The sequence below is a fragment of the Luoshenia tenuis genome (assembly GCF_014384745.1).
In the GTDB taxonomy this organism is placed as follows: Bacteria; Bacillota; Clostridia; order Christensenellales.
Genome location: NZ_JACRSO010000002.1, coordinates 53,852 through 72,755 on the forward strand (window position 1 = coordinate 53,852; position 18,904 = coordinate 72,755).

General features: G+C 52.9%; 18 protein-coding genes and 1 tRNA gene. 15 read left to right on the forward strand and 4 right to left on the reverse strand.

The window, feature by feature from the left end; genetic code table 11:
- The first annotated feature begins 37 nt into the window (after positions 1 to 37).
- The 5 genes from recG to H8699_RS05130 all read left to right on the forward strand — a co-directional run bounded on the left by recG (position 38) and on the right by H8699_RS05130 (position 4,991).
- Positions 38 to 2,089 carry an ATP-dependent DNA helicase RecG gene (gene recG / locus H8699_RS05110; RefSeq protein ID WP_249284770.1) on the forward strand — a complete coding sequence of 684 codons (2,052 nt, stop codon included), beginning with the start codon at positions 38 to 40 and terminating at the stop codon, positions 2,087 to 2,089.
- A gap of 207 nt (positions 2,090 to 2,296) precedes the next feature.
- The gene (locus H8699_RS05115) at positions 2,297 to 2,500 is read left to right on the forward strand and encodes an alpha/beta-type small acid-soluble spore protein (RefSeq protein ID WP_138295880.1); all 204 of its coding nucleotides are present in this window, start codon (positions 2,297 to 2,299) and stop codon (positions 2,498 to 2,500) included.
- A 52-nt stretch (positions 2,501 to 2,552) separates the two neighbouring features.
- Positions 2,553 to 2,756: an alpha/beta-type small acid-soluble spore protein gene (locus tag H8699_RS05120; protein WP_138295881.1), complete on the forward strand. Its 204-nt coding sequence runs from the start codon at positions 2,553 to 2,555 to the stop codon at positions 2,754 to 2,756.
- A 159-nt stretch (positions 2,757 to 2,915) separates the two neighbouring features.
- Positions 2,916 to 3,641 carry a polysaccharide deacetylase family protein gene (locus H8699_RS05125; protein WP_249284771.1) on the forward strand — a complete coding sequence of 242 codons (726 nt, stop codon included), beginning with the start codon at positions 2,916 to 2,918 and terminating at the stop codon, positions 3,639 to 3,641.
- A gap of 66 nt (positions 3,642 to 3,707) precedes the next feature.
- Positions 3,708 to 4,991, forward strand: a complete 1,284-nt coding sequence (locus H8699_RS05130) for a M16 family metallopeptidase (protein WP_249284772.1) — start codon at positions 3,708 to 3,710, stop codon at positions 4,989 to 4,991.
- 62 nt (positions 4,992 to 5,053) lie between these two features.
- Here H8699_RS05130 and H8699_RS05135 read toward each other — a convergent pair whose 3' ends face one another.
- Positions 5,054 to 5,554 (reverse strand): flavin reductase family protein, encoded by a 501-nt coding sequence (locus tag H8699_RS05135; RefSeq protein ID WP_249284773.1) that lies wholly within the window; start codon positions 5,552 to 5,554, stop codon positions 5,054 to 5,056.
- 124 nt (positions 5,555 to 5,678) lie between these two features.
- Between H8699_RS05135 and H8699_RS05140 the strand changes: the two genes are divergently transcribed.
- The 4 genes from H8699_RS05140 (at position 5,679) to H8699_RS05155 (ending at position 11,802) form a co-directional block, all read left to right on the forward strand.
- Entirely contained in the window at positions 5,679 to 6,281 is a 603-nt protein-coding gene (locus tag H8699_RS05140) for a hypothetical protein (protein WP_249284774.1), read from the forward strand.
- A 63-nt stretch (positions 6,282 to 6,344) separates the two neighbouring features.
- The gene (locus tag H8699_RS05145; RefSeq protein WP_249285108.1) at positions 6,345 to 7,604 is read left to right on the forward strand and encodes a glutamate-5-semialdehyde dehydrogenase; all 1,260 of its coding nucleotides are present in this window, start codon (positions 6,345 to 6,347) and stop codon (positions 7,602 to 7,604) included.
- Positions 7,605 to 7,825: 221 nt separating this feature from the next.
- Complete coding sequence (fusA, locus tag H8699_RS05150; RefSeq protein WP_249284775.1) at positions 7,826 to 9,916, forward strand: elongation factor G; 2,091 nt, start codon at positions 7,826 to 7,828, stop codon at positions 9,914 to 9,916.
- 215 nt (positions 9,917 to 10,131) lie between these two features.
- The gene (locus H8699_RS05155) at positions 10,132 to 11,802 is read left to right on the forward strand and encodes a PucR family transcriptional regulator (RefSeq protein ID WP_249284776.1); all 1,671 of its coding nucleotides are present in this window, start codon (positions 10,132 to 10,134) and stop codon (positions 11,800 to 11,802) included.
- A 140-nt stretch (positions 11,803 to 11,942) separates the two neighbouring features.
- Here the strand turns inward: H8699_RS05155 and H8699_RS05160 are convergent, their stop codons facing one another.
- Positions 11,943 to 12,377, reverse strand: a complete 435-nt coding sequence (locus H8699_RS05160) for an Hsp20/alpha crystallin family protein (protein WP_147517932.1) — start codon at positions 12,375 to 12,377, stop codon at positions 11,943 to 11,945.
- A 304-nt stretch (positions 12,378 to 12,681) separates the two neighbouring features.
- Between H8699_RS05160 and pfkB the strand changes: the two genes are divergently transcribed.
- Positions 12,682 to 13,611 carry a 1-phosphofructokinase gene (gene pfkB, locus H8699_RS05165; protein ID WP_249284777.1) on the forward strand — a complete coding sequence of 310 codons (930 nt, stop codon included), beginning with the start codon at positions 12,682 to 12,684 and terminating at the stop codon, positions 13,609 to 13,611.
- Between the two features lie 38 nt (positions 13,612 to 13,649).
- Here pfkB and H8699_RS05170 read toward each other — a convergent pair whose 3' ends face one another.
- A complete protein-coding gene (locus H8699_RS05170) occupies positions 13,650 to 14,033 on the reverse strand; it encodes a putative ABC transporter permease (protein WP_249284778.1) in 384 nt (127 codons plus the stop codon).
- A gap of 3 nt (positions 14,034 to 14,036) precedes the next feature.
- On the reverse strand, positions 14,037 to 14,216 hold the full coding sequence (locus H8699_RS05175) for a hypothetical protein (RefSeq protein ID WP_138295891.1): 180 nt from the start codon (positions 14,214 to 14,216) through the stop codon (positions 14,037 to 14,039).
- A gap of 182 nt (positions 14,217 to 14,398) precedes the next feature.
- On the opposite strand from H8699_RS05175, the gene H8699_RS05180 reads away from it, so the two are divergent.
- The 5 genes from H8699_RS05180 to plsY all read left to right on the forward strand — a co-directional run bounded on the left by H8699_RS05180 (position 14,399) and on the right by plsY (position 18,865).
- A tRNA-Ser gene (locus H8699_RS05180) sits at positions 14,399 to 14,490 on the forward strand.
- A gap of 110 nt (positions 14,491 to 14,600) precedes the next feature.
- Positions 14,601 to 15,425 carry an aminoglycoside 6-adenylyltransferase gene (locus tag H8699_RS05185; protein WP_249284779.1) on the forward strand — a complete coding sequence of 275 codons (825 nt, stop codon included), beginning with the start codon at positions 14,601 to 14,603 and terminating at the stop codon, positions 15,423 to 15,425.
- Positions 15,426 to 15,583: 158 nt separating this feature from the next.
- Positions 15,584 to 16,894, forward strand: coding sequence for a DUF512 domain-containing protein (locus H8699_RS05190; RefSeq protein ID WP_249284780.1), 1,311 nt, complete (start codon positions 15,584 to 15,586; stop codon positions 16,892 to 16,894).
- 16 nt (positions 16,895 to 16,910) lie between these two features.
- Entirely contained in the window at positions 16,911 to 18,248 is a 1,338-nt protein-coding gene (der, locus tag H8699_RS05195; protein ID WP_138295894.1) for a ribosome biogenesis GTPase Der, read from the forward strand.
- Positions 18,245 to 18,865, forward strand: coding sequence for a glycerol-3-phosphate 1-O-acyltransferase PlsY (gene plsY / locus H8699_RS05200; RefSeq protein ID WP_249284781.1), 621 nt, complete (start codon positions 18,245 to 18,247; stop codon positions 18,863 to 18,865). Before der ends, plsY begins: the two co-directional genes overlap by 4 nt.
- Positions 18,866 to 18,904 lie beyond the last annotated feature (39 nt).

Sequence of the window (18,904 nt, forward strand, 5' to 3'; positions counted from 1 at the left end):
CCCCTTTTTTTGATAGAACGGCGGGGGAGGAGCTGTAATGGAAGCACCCATCAGCGTTTTGCCGGGCATTGGCCCCCAACGGGCAAAACTATTGGAAAAACTGAATCTTTTCACGGTAGACGACCTGCTGCATTTTCTGCCCAGAGGGTACCGGGATTATAATCAAACCACGTTGATTGCCCAGGTGGAGCTGGGCGAAGAAGTGGTGATCCGTGCGCAGTTGGCCTCGCAGCCGCGGGAAGTGCGCCTGCGTGGCGGGATGACGCTGATCCAGGTGAAGATCGAGGACGACAGCGGTTTGATCGAATGCGTTTGGTTTAACCAGCCGTTTATGAAGCGGGCCTTGACGGGTGAGGATTCCCTTTACTTTATTGGCCGGGCTTCGCGCCGGCAGGGGCGGGTGCAGCTGCTAAACCCCACGATAGAAAAGCTGAATCCCGCTAAAGACGAGGCGCTGCCGCTGATGCCGGTCTATCCGCTGACACAGGGCATCTCGCAAAAGGTGATGCGCAACCTGGCGATCGCAGCGTTAGAGTACAGCCGGGGGAAGATCGCAGACGCGCTGCCGCAGCGGTTGAGGCAATATTGCGGCCTTTGCGAGGCTGGGTTTGCCATAGAAAATATCCATTTCCCAAAAGACCGGGAGGCACTGCGTCTGGCGGGGCGCAGGCTCTCTTTTGAGGAGTTGCTTTATTTCCTGGCGGCGGTGGCGCATTTAAAAGGAGAACGCCTGGCCCTGACGGATGGACAGGCCTGCATTTACGATGCAACTAAATTCAATGCCGCCATAGAAGCCCTGCCCTACGACTTGACTGGGGCGCAGCGCCGGGCGCTGGATGAAATTCTGGCCGATATGGCGCAAAACAAGCCCATGAACCGTTTGCTGCAGGGCGATGTTGGCTCGGGTAAAACGGCAATCGCAGCGCTGGCCCTGTATGCGGTATATCTTTCCGGCCGCCAGGGCGCTTTTATGGCGCCCACGGAGATTTTGGCCGCGCAGCATGAAGAGAGCCTTAAAGAGTTTTTAAAGCCGCTGGGCGTGCGTATCGCACGATTAAGCGGGGGCATGCCCGCAGGCAAACGGCGGGATCTGCTGGCCTTTTTGGAAAGGGGGCAGATCGACGTCTTGGTGGGTACGCATGCACTTTTGCAGGACGATGTGCGCTTTCAGGCGCTGGGGCTTGTGGTGACCGATGAGCAGCACCGTTTCGGCGTTGGCCAGCGGGCGCGTTTGGCCGATAAAGGCAAGGGCGTAGACGTGCTGGTGATGTCGGCCACGCCGATCCCGCGGACGCTTTCGTTGATCTTGTACGGAGATTTAGACGTTTCAGTCATCGATGAGCTGCCGCCGGGGCGCCGCCCGGTGCAGACCAGCATGGTACCCGAGCGCAAACGCGCGGATATGTACCGGTTTATCTTAAAAGAGGTCGCCGCCGGCGGCCAGGCCTACATCGTCTGCCCGCTGGTCGAACAGAGTGAAACCCTTGAAGTACACTCCGCGCAGGAGCTCTACCGCCAGCTGGCCAAGGGCCCGCTCAAGGAGATCGCGTTGGGATGCGTGCATGGCAAAATGCGCCCAGCGGAAAAGGAAGCGGCGATCAGCGCCTTTACGGCGGGAGAGATCAAAGTGCTGGTGGCGACCAGCGTGATCGAGGTAGGGGTAAATGTACCCAACGCATCTATTATGGTGATCGAAAATGCCGAGCGGTTTGGATTAGCTCAGCTGCATCAGCTGCGCGGCCGGGTGGGGCGGGGCAGCCGGCAGTCCTACTGCTTTTTAATGGGCGGGGATCTATCTCAAACGGCGCGGGAACGGCTGGAGCTGCTTACCCAGACGCAAAACGGATTTGAGCTGGCCCAAAAGGATATGGAGTTAAGGGGCCCAGGTGAATACTTGGGCACGCAGCAGCATGGTACGTTGGACAGTCAGCTGCTTAGGCTGACGCAGAACTTGCAGGAAGTTTATGAGGTGCGCGAAATCGTCGAAATGCTAAGCTCTGATGCAAACTGGCAAGTGGAAGCCGAACTGGTTTTTAAGGCCGCGATGGCCCGCCATGTAAAACGGTTAAAGAGCATAGCCATGAATTAAATAAAATCAAGCGAGCGCAAAATACCGTCAGGGAAAACCTGGCGGTATTTTTGTAAAAATTGCCTGTATGCTCAAAAAGCATAATGCAAATTATAGTGCTGTGGAATCAACGATTTCGCAAAAAAGTGGTAACCGACATTTACCAGCTTAAAAAACTCCCGGCTGGGAGAACATAGGTTTAAGCTGATGCAAGGGAGGTGAGCACAAGTGGCACGTAATAGCAGCAACCGTCTGGTTGTACCGGAAGCGCAGCAGGCGATGGATACGATGAAGTACGAGATCGCTCGCGAGCAGAACGTGAACCTGAAGCAGGGTTACAATGGCGATTTGACCTCTAAGGAGAACGGGACTGTCGGTGGTTACATGGTTAAGCACATGATCGAGCAGTACGAGCGGAATATGTCCAAATAACCTAAGACCATTAAATCTGATCCTAAATTCCATTGAAAGGAGGTGAATCAAAATGGCGAATAGCTCCAACCGTATTGTTGTCCCCGAGGCTAAGCAGGCTATGGATAACATGAAGTATGAAATCGCGAAGCAGCTGAACGTGAACCTGAAGCAGGGTTACAATGGTGACCTGACTTCTCGTGATGCTGGTTCCATCGGCGGTGGTATGGTAAAGTCGATGATCGAGCAGTATGAGCGTTCTATGGCGAACAAATAGTTTTAGCGATAAGCTAAATTGAAGCGGCAGTTAAGCAAAAGCTTGGCTGCCGCTTTTTATTTGTGAAAAACAGGGCAGGCTTCGGCTATCCACATCATATCCCGACGATAAACGCCATAAAATGCAACAATGAGAAGCATACGTGAAGGAGGGATTGGGGTGGATTTGCGAAAACCCCGCAAATGGCTGGCCAAGCATGGCGCCAGTACGGTGCTGGTTTTGGCGGTGCTGATGATTTTTACCTTGACTTTTGGAGATAAAATTTTACCGGTCTGGAAGGAAAATGAGCTGAAACCCATTTATGGGGCGGAAACCCAGGAGAAGGTGGGCGCGGTAGTCTGCAATATCTACTGGGGCACCGAGTATGTGCCGGATATCCTCAAGGCGCTTAAGGAGCGGGATATTAAGGCCACTTTTTTTATTGGCGGCATGTGGGCTAACGACAACCCGGAGGTTCTTAAGCAAATCGTATCTGATGGCCATGAGATCGGCAGCCACGGCTACAGCCATAAGATGCACAGCAAGCTATCGCTGGATGAAAACGTAAAAGAAATGGAAAAGGCGGCTAACGCCATTGAACCGATCACGGGAACGACAATTTCCCTTTTTATGCCCCCATCTGGCGATTTTGGGCAGGCGACGTTGCAGGCGGCTAAACAGCTGAATTATAAGACGATCATGTGGTCTTGCGATACCATCGACTGGCGCGACCAGCAAGACGATGTGCTGCTGGGGCGCGTGCAAAAAAAGATGGCGCCCGGCGGCATTATCCTGACCCATCCAACCGCGGCCACGGCGCGCATCTACGGGCAAATGCTGGATTACCTGACCGGCCAGGGCTACAGGCTTTGCCCGGTGGGAGAGTTGATTGCCGCTGAGGATTGATGAAGGCGGAGAAAACGGTTATACTAGGGGAAAACACGTTAGTAGAATACAGGAGATAAAGCACGGATGAGCAAACAGTTTTTTGAGCATACATTACCCAATGGCGTGCGGCTGATCGCCGAACCCATTCCTTACTTCCGCTCCGTAGCGGTGGGCATCTGGGTGCGTACCGGCTCGGTGAACGAGCGGGAGGAGCAAAATGGCTACTCTCATTTTATCGAGCACATGCTTTTTAAAGGGACCGGACGGCGCAGCGCCATGCAGATCTCCAGCGAGATCGACGAGATCGGCGGGCAGCTCAACGCTTTTACATCGAAGGAATGCACCTGTTACTACGCTACGGTACGCGATGAGCATATCGACATCGCCATGGATGTGCTCAGCGATATGTTCCTGCATTCGGCGTTTGACCCGGCCGAGATCGCAAAGGAAAAGGGCGTAGTCATCGAGGAGATCCATATGGTGGAGGATACACCGGAGGACTTGGTACATGAACTGTCGTCCAGCCTCTATTTTGCGGGGCATCCGTTGGCCCGTCCCATCCTGGGGCCGGAGCAGAATATTGCTGGTCTCGATCGTGCGGGGCTGGTAGGCTATTTTAACGAACGCTACGGCCCGGAGGAGATCGTTATCGCCTGCGCGGGCAAAATCGATCCTGAGCGATTTGTAGCCCTTTGCGAGCAGCATTTTGGCGGGTACAAGGCAGCGCCCACCGCGGTCAAGGATAAAGTGCCGCCCGCAACGGGAGATAGTAGCGAAGTCCGCTATAATGGGCGGGTCAAGGATATCGAGCAGCTGCATTTTTGCCTGGCGCTACCGGGCGTGGATTCGGAAAGCGAAGATATCTATACTTTGTCTGTTTTAAGCAATATCCTGGGCGGGGGCATGAGCTCGCGGCTGTTCCAGTCCCTGCGGGAAGAGCACGGGCTGGTGTACACGATCTATGCTTATCCCACCGTTTACCAGGCTGGCGGCAAGCTGGCCATTTATGCGGCGTTAAACGCTTCTCAGGGGGTAAAAGCGGCGCAGCTGATTGAGGAAGAATTGAACCGGCTTAAAGATGATTTGACTCTGGAAGAAGTGACCAAGACCAAAGAGCAGCTGAAAGGCAATTATATCCTGGGGCAGGAGTCTACCTCAGCGCGGATGAGCGCTATCGGCAAGGGCAAGTTGATGCGTAATTTCGTGCGGACGGAAGACCAGATCCTGTCTTTGATCGAACAGGTTACCCTGCAGGATGTGCGCAGGCTGTTTTCGCAGATGATGGAGTCGGACCGGCGCTATCTCTCCCTGGTGGGAAGGATCGAGCGGGAAGAGCAGATGTGCAAAGCCCTGGGGATCAATTTTTAAGAAATTCAGGATAGCAAAAGGCGCGGAATCATTCCGCGCCTTTTTGATGTGCAAAGGTTAATTTACTTTTCGTAGCAATTTACGATCTCGCCGTAGAAGTAGGTGTGGAAATCCCCGTCGCCATAGTAGCGCTGCAGAATATCGGGACAGACCAGCGTAGGCTCCATGCTCTGCTTGGCGATAACTTTGCACTCATAGTGCAGTTCGCATTCGCCTACGATCGGCGCCGCAACGCTTTGGGCGGCCTCTGCCGTCAAACCGCAGGCCGCAAATTTATCGCCCTCGCGTCCGGATCGGGTCCCGCAATAGCCCAGCTCCTTTTTCATATCATGCAGCGGAATGCTGACGGTAAAGTTCTTCATCTCGTTAATGGCCTTAAAGCTGTGGCGGGAATAGCGCACCATGACGACAAAGACCGGCTTGCCCCAGTAAACCCCTACAGAGCCCCAGCCAATGGTCATGGTATTGGGCGCGTCCAAGCTGCCGGTGTTTAAAAATACGCCGCCGTTTCCCAACTGCCGGGTGACAAGATCCATTTTATCGGTATAATCTAACTGATTCATTACAAAATCCCTCCTTCAAATACTATATGCCCATTATAAAATCCTTATTTTGGAAATGCAAGCGGCGTACATGGAATGTATGGTTTTGGAAATACTAGGGGTAAAAAGGGAGGGAATACCGTTTATGGAAAACAAAAGATTGATCCCTATATTATGTGTGCTGCCCGTTGTGGCGCTGCTGGTGGGCGGCGGCGCCGCATATATCGGCAATAGGACTGGGCCCAGCACCCTGCCGCAGGAGATTGCCGCACAAACTACGCCTGCGCCGACAGCTGCTCCCACTGTGCAGCAAAGCGCTGCACCGGAGGAGGAAGCCGGTGCGCTGCGGGAGAGCGTGAACCAGGATACCAAAATCGTATTGGAGAAAAAATTTATCCAATGCGGCCATACCGTGGAGAAGACGCTCCCCCAGCAGAGCTATGCGGGTATGACGGAAAATGAGCTGGCTAAAGCCGCCAGCCCGGCAAAAGTGGAGAGCTTCAGCGCGAAAAAGGTGATCTTGTCGCAGGAGTCTGAGGGATATTGCCCGGATCATGCCAAGCTGCAATGGAAGGATGATGCGGTGGAGATCCTCTGCCCCAATGAAGAGGGCCAGTTGGTGCTGAAAAAGAAACTGGAGCTCTCGCTGGAACTGATGCCAAAGGAAGTACGGGAAGAGCTGGAGCAGGGAATTCTGTTTGGATCCCTTGATGAAGTGGAGCAGTGGCTGGAGGATATCGCCAGCTGATTTGACAGCCCCGGTATTTTCAGCGTATAATTTGCAAAAAGCGCATGAAATGGGGTTAAGATGATGCAGCAATCCATTGAAGAATATATCGTAGCGCTGGCACAGCGTGCAAAAAAAGCATCCCGCCAGCTGGCGCAGTTGACCAGCGCCCAAAAAGATGCGGCGCTTGAAGCCATGGCGCAGGGACTGGAGGCGAATACGGCGCAGATTCTGGTGGAAAACGCCAAGGATATGGCGGCCGGAAGGGAAAACGGTCTGTCTGCCGCGCTGCTGGACCGGCTGGCGCTAGATGAAAAGCGGCTGGCCCAGATGGCGGAAGGGCTGCGCAGCGTAAAAGCGCTGGAGGACCCGGTCGGCGAAGTGGAAGGTATGGTCAAGCGGCCTAACGGTCTTTTAATCGGTTGCCAGCGGGTGCCCATGGGCGTTGTGGCGATCATCTACGAAGCGCGCCCCAACGTGACCAGCGATGTGGCGGGGCTTTGCATCAAGGCCGGCAATGCAGCAATTCTGCGCGGGGGCAAAGAAGCTTTGCACAGCAACCTTGCGCTGTCCAAGGTGCTGCGCGATGCGCTTAAGGGTACAGATTGCCCTGAGGATGCGCTGTTGTATATCGACCAGGGCGGCCGGGAGGCGACGACATACCTGATGCAGCTCAACGGCCTTGTAGATGTGCTTATCCCCAGAGGGGGCGCGGGGCTGATCCAGCATGTGGTTAAAAACGCTACCGTACCCGTGATCGAAACGGGCGTTGGTAACTGCCACGTATTTGTAGATGAAACGGCGAAGATCGATCAGGCCATCGATATCGTCATTAATGGCAAGACGACGCGTCCGGCGGTGTGTAACGCCCTGGAGACGCTGCTGGTCCATCGTTCCATTGCGGCCGAGTTTTTACCCCGCTGTGCCCAGAAGCTGAAAGAAAAGGGCGTTGAAATTCGCGGCTGTCAAAGAACGCGCGAATGGATACCGGATGCTTTGCCTGCCAGTGAAGAAGATTATGCCACGGAGTTTTTGGATTTGATTCTGGCCGTTCGCGTCGTTGACGGTTTGGATGAGGCAATAGCCCATGTCCAGCGCTATTCCACCGGCCACAGCGAATGCATCGTCACCGAGAATTATTCCAATGCGCAGGCCTTTTTGCAGCAGGTGGACGCGGCTGCGGTATATGTCAATGCCTCCACCCGCTTTACAGATGGCTTTGAGTTTGGTCTGGGGGCGGAGATCGGCATCAGCACCCAAAAGCTGCACGCCAGAGGACCCATGGGGCTTAAAGCTTTAACGACCACGAAATATATCGTTTACGGAAGCGGACAGATCCGCTGACGGGAACTAAGTTTTAAAGGCGCTGTGAGCGAGGCTCACGGCGTTTTTTTTATTTAAAGTTGGTTTTAGTTTAAAAACAGGCTTTATAAAACCCTTTTAATTTAAAGTTTTTTCTGTTAATATAAAACTAGATATAGATAAAAGAACAGGATAAAAGCAAACGGGTCGTTTGCAAACTGTTAACCAAACGGGAAAATTGAATACGAAGGGGAGAATTGTGCATGAAAGTCTATGAGACAGCGGACATTCGGAACATTGGCATCGTAGGGCACGGCAGCGAGGGTAAAACCACCCTGACCGAGGCTATGCTGTTTGCGGCCAATGTGATCGAAAGGATGGGCCGGGTAGAAGACGGCACCACCACCACGGATTTCGACCCCGAGGAGGCGAAACGGGGCATCTCAATCGGCGCTGCCATGGCGCCCGTCGAATGGAACAACTGTAAGATCAATGCGATTGATGTTCCGGGTTATTTCGACTTTGTGGGCGAAATGGTCGGCGCGCTTCAGGTTTCAGACAGCGCACTTATCGTACTGGGCGCTACCACAGGTCTGCGCGTGGGCGCGGAAAAAGCATGGGCTTATTGTGAGCAAAACGGCATTGGCAAAGTCTTCGTCGTCAATCAAATGGACCGCGAAAATGCGGATTTCAACAAAGTTTTAGCAAGTGTACAAAATAAATATGGTTCTTCTGTCATTCCTTTGCAGCTGCCGATTATGGAGGGTGGCGTATTCAAGGGCTATATCGATTTGCTGGCGATGAAAGCCGCAGAATTTTTGCCCAAAGGGCAGATCAAAGAAATTGAAATTCCCGCAGCACTGCAGGATGAGGCAGCTTCACTGCGCGAGCAGATGGTGGAAGCGGCTGCAGGCAGCGATGATGATTTAATGGAAAAATATTTTGCCGATGGCGATCTGGAGCAGGCTGATTTGGAAAAGGGTCTGAAGATGGGGATAGCAAACGGCAGCGTAGTGCCGGTGCTGTGCGTATCGGCGCTGATGGATCAGGGTATCGGGGCGCTGATGGACTTTATCTGCAAATTTATGCCCAACCCCGCCCAGCACGCGCCGGTAATCGGCACGCAGGTGAAAGGCGGCGCGGAGGTCGAGCTGACTGCCGACCCCAACGGCCCGTTTGTCGCCCAGGTCTTTAAGACCATTGCGGACCCGTTCGTCGGTAAGCTCTCCCTCTTTAGGGTGTGGAGCGGTACGCTTTCGTCCGACGCTACGATCAGCAATGCAAACGTAGATAAATCCGTGAAGATCAGCAGTCTTTCCATCCCGAGAGGTAAAAAGCAGATCGCGGTGCCCAAGCTTTGCGCGGGCGATATCGGCGCCATCGCCAAACTGCAAAACACGATGACGGGGCATACCCTGTGTGCTTCGTCCAACCTGATCACCATGCCCGAGATCCAGTTCCCCGCGCCCTGCATCTCGCTGGCGGTGGCCGCTAAAAAGCAAGGTGATGAGGATAAGGTCTTTGCGGGGTTGCACCGGTTGGAGGAAGAGGATCCTACCTTTACGCTGAAAAAGCAGTCTGAAACGACGGATACCCTGATCTCCGGCCAGGGCGAACTGCATTTGGAAGTGATCTGCGCCAAGCTGAAAAATAAATTCGGCGTTGAGGCGGCGCTTAATACGCCCATCGTGCCCTATCGGGAAAGCATCCGCAAGCCTGTGAAGGCGGAAGGGCGGCACAAAAAGCAGTCCGGCGGGCATGGACAGTTCGGCCATTGCTGGGTAGAGTTTGAACCTATCTCCGATGGCTCGGCTGATTTTGAATTTGTTGATAAGGTAGTCGGCGGCGTGGTACCGCGCCAATATATCCCGGCGGTGGAAAAGGGCCTGCGCGAGAGCATTCGCCACGGCGTACTAGCGGGCTATCCGGTGGTGGGCATCCGCTGTACGCTGTATGATGGTTCCTATCACCCGGTGGATTCTTCCGAAATGGCCTTTAAGGTCGCGGCCAGCCTGGCCTTTAAAAAGGGCTGCGAGCAGGCCTCTCCGGTCTTAATGGAACCCATCTATCAGATGGATATTCTGGTGCCGGATAAATATATGGGCGATGTGATCGGCGATATGAACCGGCGGCGCGGGCGTATTTTGGGGATGAATCCCGTTGGGGATGGCATGCAGCAGGTAACCGCGGAGGTTCCACTGTCGGAAGTGTTTACGTACGCGACCGATCTGCGCTCCATGTCCCACGCGCGCGGCTCGTTTACGATGCAGTTTGCACGGTATGAGGATGTGCCGGCCAATATTTCGGCTAAAGTGATCGAAGAAGCCAAAAAGAGGATGGCTGACGAGGAGTAAGGAATTGCTTAAAAGCCCTGCCAACTGGCAGGGCTTTTTTATGTAAACGCTTTTTTACTTGACAAAGCTCGGAAGGGATGCTTAAATAAATTTAAGATAAGTCCGCTTGAAGTGCGGTATCGATGTATTGGAGAAGCAAAGACGCTTAGACCAATTTGGTCTAGGCGTCTTTTTTTATCTATTTTATTGAAATAGAGGCAGAGGAAGTGGAACAAATGGCAGAATGGTTGACGCTAGACAAATTGTGCGCGCTCCCGGAGCTAAACGGACTTAAACGCGTTACGCCTGAAGTAGTTGGCGACTCCGATATAGCCGGTATATTCGTGCTGGAGCATGAGGAGGCGATCAACTGGATCCCAAAGGACGGATTTGTCTTGACGAGCGAAAGTTTTGTTCGAGAGGGAAAGATGCAGCCTGATAACTTTATCGCAGCCCTTAAATCCCACGGCTGCACGGGGTTGGGCATAAAGGTAGATTGTGAGCTGAAACAACTGCCGCCTGCGCTCATAAAGGCGGCCAACCAACAGCAACTGCCTTTGGTTGAGATACCCCATTACTATTCTTTTGGCCAAATCATGCGTGTAGAAAGGGAACAGAGCCTCCGCTTTGCGCTGAATCGAATGGAGCAAATGCAACGGGCTATTTCCCGGCTAAGCGATCTATACTATTCGCGCGCCGGTATGGAAAGGCTGCTAAAAGAAATCGCCCAAACGCTAGGTGCCGCTATCTTTTTAACCGATACTGGTTTTAAGGTGTTGGTGAGGCGTATTTTTGGCGGAGAAAAATGGCTTGAATGCCAGGAAAAGCTGCGATTGCTGACGGAAGCGAACACACAGCTGTGCCAGCTCAATGATACGAACGGGAATTACCGGCAATTTATGTTGGGAGAGCGTACTGCCCGTTTTTATGTGCAGGCCGTACCTGACGCGAATATTTACCTATGTATCTTTTCGGAAATTAATGATTTAGAACAGGAACAGCGGCTTTATGTTCAAAGAGCAGCGGATATCCTATCGTTGGAGTGGTCGCGCAGCGGAGGTATTGAACGCAGCAAGGAGGTCCATGAATCCTTTCTTGAGTTTTTAAAAACTGCATCTGAAAAGAGCGAATATGAAGTGATAAGCCGCTGCGCACAATATGGCTTTGACTATAAGCGCAAGCGCGTTTGTTTGACATTCATGCCCCAGGACTTGGACGCTGACGTTTGGAATACAGCTGACGCACGGGATGCGATCGTACAGCTAATAAAGAGCGATGCGAAAGATTGCCTATCCTATATCTGTTCTGGTTCCAATAGTATGACGGTATTTTTACTGTTCTCTAACCGAATCTCTTCAACCATGGCCGTTGCCGCGGCACAGCAGATTGGCAAGCGCTATCTTTTACAGCAGCGCGCCTGCGGGCTGAAGCTATGTGCGGGCGTAAGCCGATGTTACCAGCGAACCAGTGCAATAGGGACTGCCTACTGCGAGAGTATAAAAGCCATCCAGCTGGAGCGGGAGCTGGGTCGGAAGCCGGAGTTAGCGTTGTACCGGGACGGAATGATCTATCAATTGCTACGCCAGCTGTCCTGGCAGGAATTAGAAAATATTTGTCAAGATCAGATACAGTCCCTGGCAGACTACGATAAAACCTGCGGCTCTGCGCTGATCCAGACGCTTAAAACGTATTTTGAGTGCCAATTTAATCTTTCCGCCTGCGCCGCAAAATTATCGATCCACCGCAATACCATGCGCCAGCGTATGGAAAAGATCGAGAGCTTGTTGCAGGCAGACCTTGAGGCAGCGGCAAATGGCTACGCGCTATATGCCAGCCTGTGTGCATGGGAGCTGCTTGCGGGGGAGGAGAAGGAAAAAGGAATGCGCCCATTGCAAAAGGAGGCCTAGCCCGCAGGAGCTGGCGTTGGAGATAATTAAAGTGAGCCAGGTTTAATCGAGAGGCCGCCGACTGCATAACCGCACCCGAAATAAATAGGGGGTACAGGAATGACCCTGTACCCCCAATCTAGCTGTCTTTTATAACTGGCTTATTCAATGGGAATGTTGCGTGCCTTTTCGACCTGCTCGCCATTGATTTTAGGCAGATTCACGCTCAACACGCCATCCTTATAGGCGGCCGAGATCTTGGCGTCGTCAATGCCGTCCAGACTGAAGCTGCGCTGCATGTGGCCGACGCGCCGCTCGTTAAAGACGTAGTTTTCTTTTTCTTCTTTGCGCTCGCTGTCCATGTTGGCGGCAATCGTCAAAACGTCGCCCTCCACCTTCAGTTCGATCTTATCCTGCGGTACGCCCGGCAGTTCAGCCTCCATCAGGTAATGGTCGCCTTTATCTTTTACATCTACGCGAAAAGCATTGCCACTAAAGAAGCTATCCCGGAAGAAGGGGGCGAAGAAGCTATCGTCAAACAGCTGCGGCAGGTTATTGTCACGGCGATGACCACGGAACGGAACCATATTATACATAAAGAAACCTCCTTTGCGCTCATCGGCGCATCATTTTTATTAGCTTGGCTCTTGGGGGACCCTTTTATTCTCGTTCCCCTTTGAACAGCTTTAGTATAACTTAATAGTCAAAGAAAGTCAAAGAATATAAATTCGAAAAAAATCCGTTTTGGGCGATGAAATGAGTTTAGCGCAGCAGCTCTTTTCCTTGCGCCCGCAAGCGCGCTTTTTCATAGTTTTAGGGGCAAAAAGAATTTCCGTTTGCCAACTCTGTCCTAGGTGCAGTAAAATAGAGCCATATCACGAAAGGCGGAGGATGGAAAAGATGATCGCAACAGTATGTCTCAATCCTTGTATCGATAAAACGGTCAGCATTTCAAGCTTTGTGTATGGCGGTATGAACCGCATTATAGAAAAGCGGGAAGACGGCAGCGGCAAAGGAATCAACGTGGCGATCGCTGCCCGACGCATTGGCTGTGAATCCGCTGCGCTTGGATTTATGTATCAGGAGAATTACGCGCCTATTGAAGCGCGTTTAAAGGCCGAGCAGGTCCCGTTTGACTTTGTATGGTGCCAGGGCGCCGTACGGACCAATACTAAGGTATTGGATCTGGAAAAGTCCATTATTACCGAGATCAATGAAAGCGGCACGCCGGTTACGGATAAAAATATCGAGGCCATGAAAGCTTCTGTACGGGAATGGAGCCAAAAGGCGGACCTGATGGTATTCTCAGGCAGCGTGCCTGCCGGATGTGGCACGCAAATCTACCGGGAATTGATGGCGGCCGCACGCCCGGGCACCCGCTGTATTCTGGATACCGAGGGAGACCGGCTATTAGAAGGCCTTAAGCAAAATCCGTATCTGATCAAACCCAATACGTTTGAATTAGAGACCATTGTAGGACGCAGCCTGCAAACGCCGCAGGAGGTTTATAAAGCCGCCACCACTTTGGTGGACCGGGGCGCGCAGCTTGTAGCCGTTTCCATGGGCGGCGACGGCGCGCTGATTACGGATGGAAGCGCGTGTTATTATTCTGAGGCGTTAAAGGTAGCGGTCAAGAGCACCGTTGGCGCTGGGGACTCGATGGTGGCGGCTTTTTGCAAGGCTATTGAAGGCGGCCTTTCTCTGGAAGAGGTATTCCGCTATGGCGTAGCGGGCGGCACTGCCGGGGTGATGACAGAGGGGACGGAGTTGATCCGCCGGCAGGATTTTGAGCAAGTGATGGGGCAGGTCAAGGTCCAAAAAATTGCGTAAAGGATACATGCAAAAGCGGCGGTTATCCGCCGCTTTTTTTACTTCATTTGGTTCAACTTCTGGCTGATGGGGCAAAGGGGGATACACAATAAAAACCAGTAAAGGGTATAAAGAGGGCAGATTTGCCCTAACAGGTTGAAGCGTTTATCGGAATAATCCCAGACGCCCATATTCAGTTTTTTGTTGACCACGCAACCCACGGCAAATTCTACCGCCGTGATACAACCTGCTCCGGCCAGACTTTTAGCCAGCACCTTGCGTTTCCCCATCTTCTGGTTCACTTTGCACAACGCAACCAGGCAAGCGCCGCCGGTCAGCGCCATGGTCCAATGGGTACGCTTACGCCAGGCCAGCTCCAGCAGGCTGTAGCCCATTGCACCCAGGCCAAAAATGGCCAGATTTTTTCCGCGCGGAGAGGACATAGGCTAGATGTCGCCCCGGGTCAGGTTATCGGCATAATCGCACAGGCTTTCGTATGAATTGATGTGGTCTGCGCGATAGCCCATAGCTTGCTTAACGTAAAAGGGAAGGGTCTCATAAAACGCGCTGGCTTTGGGGTCCTGCTCGATCAGGTTATATAGATCGCTGTACTTTGTCATATTCATCACCTCATCCCTAGTGTGGGCCGCACCGCGACGCATTATGTGTGGGGAAAATTACCGAGTTTAGGTAAATGGATTTTTGGTAAAATAGTTGTATGATTGGCTAAAAAATCCATAAAATATACTTGCCTCCCCCGGCGGTTCATGCTATAATATGCTGGTCGCGAGTTCTAGCCGATAAATGTGGAGAGATGGCTGAGCTGGTCTAAGGCGCACGACTGGAAATCGTGTATGGGCTAATACCCCATCAAGGGTTCGAATCCCTTTCTCTCCGCCATGTTGCGAGTGCGTTCGCAACAGTTATCCCGTCCTTTGCAGGGCGGGATTTTTGTTACTCCGCCGTTTCTTGCGCCTATGGCGCACGCACCAGGTTTAAAGGAGAGAGCAATGTCAGACCGGTTAAATGAAATCCTAAAGCAAGCGCAGCAAGATGAGAATGTGCGTAGCGCCGTTCTTTACGGATCGCGTGTAAATTGCGAAATACAGCCCGACCCATACCAGGATTATGATCTTTATTTCATCGTCCAGACGGTTGAACGCTTTGACGTCTCCAGTATATCCGGCGTGAAGCTTAGTTTTGAACCGAGCAGGGTATATCCGGAGCTATTTCCAGATGAATGCGTATACCTCATGTTGTTTGAAGACGACAGCCGGGTGGATTTAACGGTTTGTACCCTCAAAACCTTCTTGGAAAAGCATAATAAGGGCGAATTGATGCGGTGCCTTCTGGATAAGGACGGAAAGATACCCTCACTGAACCAAAGCGATGCCAGCGGAACGTGGGTAAGCCCCATGGACGAAAAAACGTTTCAGAATACCTGCTCGGAATTTTTCTGGGAGATACAAAATATGGTGAAAGGCCTGAAACGAGATGCGCTATCCTATGCTATGTTTATCCGGGATATTTCGCTGAGGGATATGCTCAACCGCCTTATCGACCAATGCATAGGGATTCGGAACGATTTTAAAGTATCGGTGGGCACGCTTGGCAAATTTAGAAAAAACTATCTGACGCAGAGCGAATATGACCTTTATCAAAAGACGTACCGATCCAATACCCAGCAGGATCGCATCGATTCATTATTTTATATGCTGGATTTATTCAGCTTGATGGGAAAATGGGTAGCCGCAGCGCGCCGCTTTGATTATCCGAAAGACAAGGAGCAGGTGGTGCGCGATTATCTGCAAAGGGCAGGATTGAAGGGCGAGTAGAAAGCTGTTTGCACCAATTTGCAGATTTTTGGCGCGTATGAATTCGTAATGCTTTAGGAGATAAAATGGCAGCATACGGATCTTACATTGAACGCGGCGGCCAGATGTGGTATAAAATGAATAGCGTCCTATAACTAGAGCTGTGAAAAGGAGTAGCCATGAACCATACGATCATCCGCGTACTCCCCGGCAGCATTGCCGAGGAAATTGGGCTGGAGAGGGGCGACGCCCTCGTATCGATCAACGGCCAGCCCATCGTTGACCGGATCGATTATGAATATTTTATCGCGGAAGACGCCCTGGTTTTGCAGATCCTGACCAAGGATGGGCAGCAGGTTGAGGTGGAGATCGAAAAGGACCCGGAAGAGCATATGGGCCTGGTCTTTGAAAATGAATTGATGGATCATATGCATAAATGTGCCAACCATTGCCTGTTTTGCTTTGTCGATCAGCTGCCCGAAGCGGCGCGCGATAGCCTGCACTTTAAGGATGACGACTGGCGCCTTTCCTTCCTAATGGGCAACTACATTACCTTGACCAACGTGACCGAGCGGGAGTTTGAGCGTATTCTGGCGCGCAGGCCCAGCCCCATGTTTATCTCCGTCCACGCTACGGACCCTGCGGTGCGCTGCCACATGCTGGGCCATAGGCAGGGGGGCAAGCTGATGGACAGGCTCTGCCGAATGGCGCAGGCCGGGATCTATTTCCACACACAGGTGGTATTTTGTCCAGGGATCAATGACGCAGCGGTCTTAGACCGCACCATTGATGAACTATCGGCCCTGTACCCGCACTGCGCCTCCCTGGCGGTGGTGCCGGTGGGGCTTACCGGCCACCGGGAAGGATTAACGCCCCTGCAGCCGGTAGGCGCTATGGAGGCAGAGGCGCTGATCTTGCAGGTTGCCGCCTGGCAGGAAAAGCTTTTATCCAAGCTGGGGACGCGTTTTGTTTTCGCGGCGGATGAGTTTTATACCAAGGCTGACCATCCTCTGCCGCCGGGGGAGGCGTACGAGGGGTATCCGCAGATTGAAAACGGTGTGGGGCTGGTCCGCCAGTTCCAGGATGAATTTAGGGAAGCGTTGGCGGCTCACCCGGAGGGAATACGGCAAATTTGTGCCTGCAGCGTCGTAACAGGATGTTCGGCGGCGCCATATATCGCTGAATTATGTGATATAATAAATAGTAAGGCGGCTGCGGTGCGCGTATTCCCGGTGGTAAACCGCTTTTTCGGGCCGAGCGTAACGGTGGCCGGGCTGGTGACCGGGCAGGATATCCTGCATACGTTAAAAGGCGCGCAGCTTGGCGAGAAAGTCCTTCTGCCGCGCTGTATGCTGCGCAGTGGGGAAAGCGTGTTTTTAGACGATACGCCGCTGGCCGATCTACAGGCTGCGTTGCAGGTGCCGGTTGAAGTTGTAGATGTGGATGGGGCTGCATTTTTTAGCGCCCTTCAAAGAAAAACTGTTTTGTAATAGGTAAGGAGCAACCATGATTAAACCCTTAGTCGCCATTGTTGGCCGCCCCAATGTGGGCAAATCCACTTTTTTTAACCGCATAGTGGGTAAGCGCGTCTCCATCGTGGAGGATACGCCTGGCGTTACGCGCGACCGGATCTATGCGGATGCGGAGTGGCTAAATTACCACTTTACCTTGGTGGATACCGGTGGGATAGACCTGGCCAGCGAGGACGTGCTGCTTTCTCAAATGCGCGCGCAGGCGCAGATCGCCATCGATACGGCAGACGTCATCTTATTTATGGTGGATGCCAAACAGGGGCTGACAGCTGCCGATGAAGAGGTGGCTGATTTTCTGCGCCGTTTTAAAAAGCGCGTGATCCTGATCGTCAATAAGGTGGATAACTACCCCAAACTTGATAATTACTATGACTTTTATGCTCTTGGGCTGGGCGATCCCTGGGCGGTTTCCGCCGGGCAGGCGCTGGGTCTGGGCGACGTGCTGGATGAGATCGTTTCCCATTTTCCGGAGGAATCCCGCGGCGATGAGGAAGAGGATATCCTGCATATCGCCGTGGTAGGCAAGCCCAATGTGGGCAAAAGCTCTCTGGTCAACACCATCCTGCGAGAGGAGCGGGTAATCGTCAGCGATATTCCCGGCACCACGCGGGACGCTATTGACACGCCTTTCCAGGAAGGAGAGGACCGGTATACCATCATCGATACCGCTGGGCTGCGCAAAAGGGGACGGATCGAGGACGAATCCATTGAGCGATACAGCGTTATCCGCACGCTGACCGCCATACGGCGCTGCGATGTGGCCCTGGTCTTGGTGGACGCCCAACAGGGCGTGACCGAGCAGGATACCAAGATCGCGGGCTATGTGCACGAAGAGGGAAAGAGCAGTATCATCATCGTCAATAAATGGGATTTGATCGAAAAGCAGACCAATACCATGGAGAAGATGCGCAAACAGGTGCTCAGCGACCTGAGCTTTATGGATTACTCGCCCGTGCACTTTATCAGCGCTAAAACCGGGCAGCGCACCCAGAAAATATTGGACATGGTCAAGGCCAATTACGCCGAGGCGACAAAGCGTATCCCAACTGGCCTGCTCAATGACGCGCTGGGAGATGCCACGGCCGCCATCCAGCCCCCGAGCGATAAGGGGCGCCGGCTGAGAATTTATTATATGACTCAGGTCGGGGTCAAACCGCCGCACTTTGTCTTGTTTGTGAACGATCCGGAACTGATGCATTTTTCTTATCTCCGGTATTTAGAGAATTATCTGCGCAAGACTTTCGGTTTTAGCGGCACGCCCATCAAATTCTCTCTGCGTGCGCGGGGTGAAAAGGGAGGCAGAATGAAATGATCTGGCGCATCGTCCTATCCGGCGCGATCGGCTATTGCTTGGGGTGCATCATCTCGGCGCTGATCGTGGGAAAGATATTTGGAAAGATCGATATACGCGATCACGGGAGCGGCAATGCGGGCTCTACCAACGTCCAACGGGTTCTGGGCTGGCGGTATGGTTTTTATACGTTGGCTGGAGATGCGCTCAAAGGCGTTGTCGCCGTCGCAATCGGATGGCTCTTGGCAGGAGAGATCGGCGGCTATGTTGCGGGCGTATGCGCTGTGATCGGGCACAACTGGCCGGCCTTTAGCCGCTTTAAGGGTGGCAAGGGGATCGCCACTTCGGTCGGCGTCGTGCTGATGACGATGCCGCTGTGCGGTGGGATCGTGTTGGCCATCGGGCTGATCGTGATCTTTGCCACGCGTTATGTGTCCCTGGGCGCGGTGATCGCCGCCGGCTCGCTGATGATCGTGGGGACGCTGCTCAACCTGCACAACTATTGGGCCATGGGTACGGCGCTTTTGCTGGGGGCGATGGCGATCTTTTCCCACCGGGCCAATATCAAGCGGTTGATCGGGCATACCGAACGCAAGATCGGCACCCCCAAAAAGGATGATAAAGGGCCGCAGGCTTAGCGGATACGTAAGATGAAGCGCGATGATAAACTCGCGCTT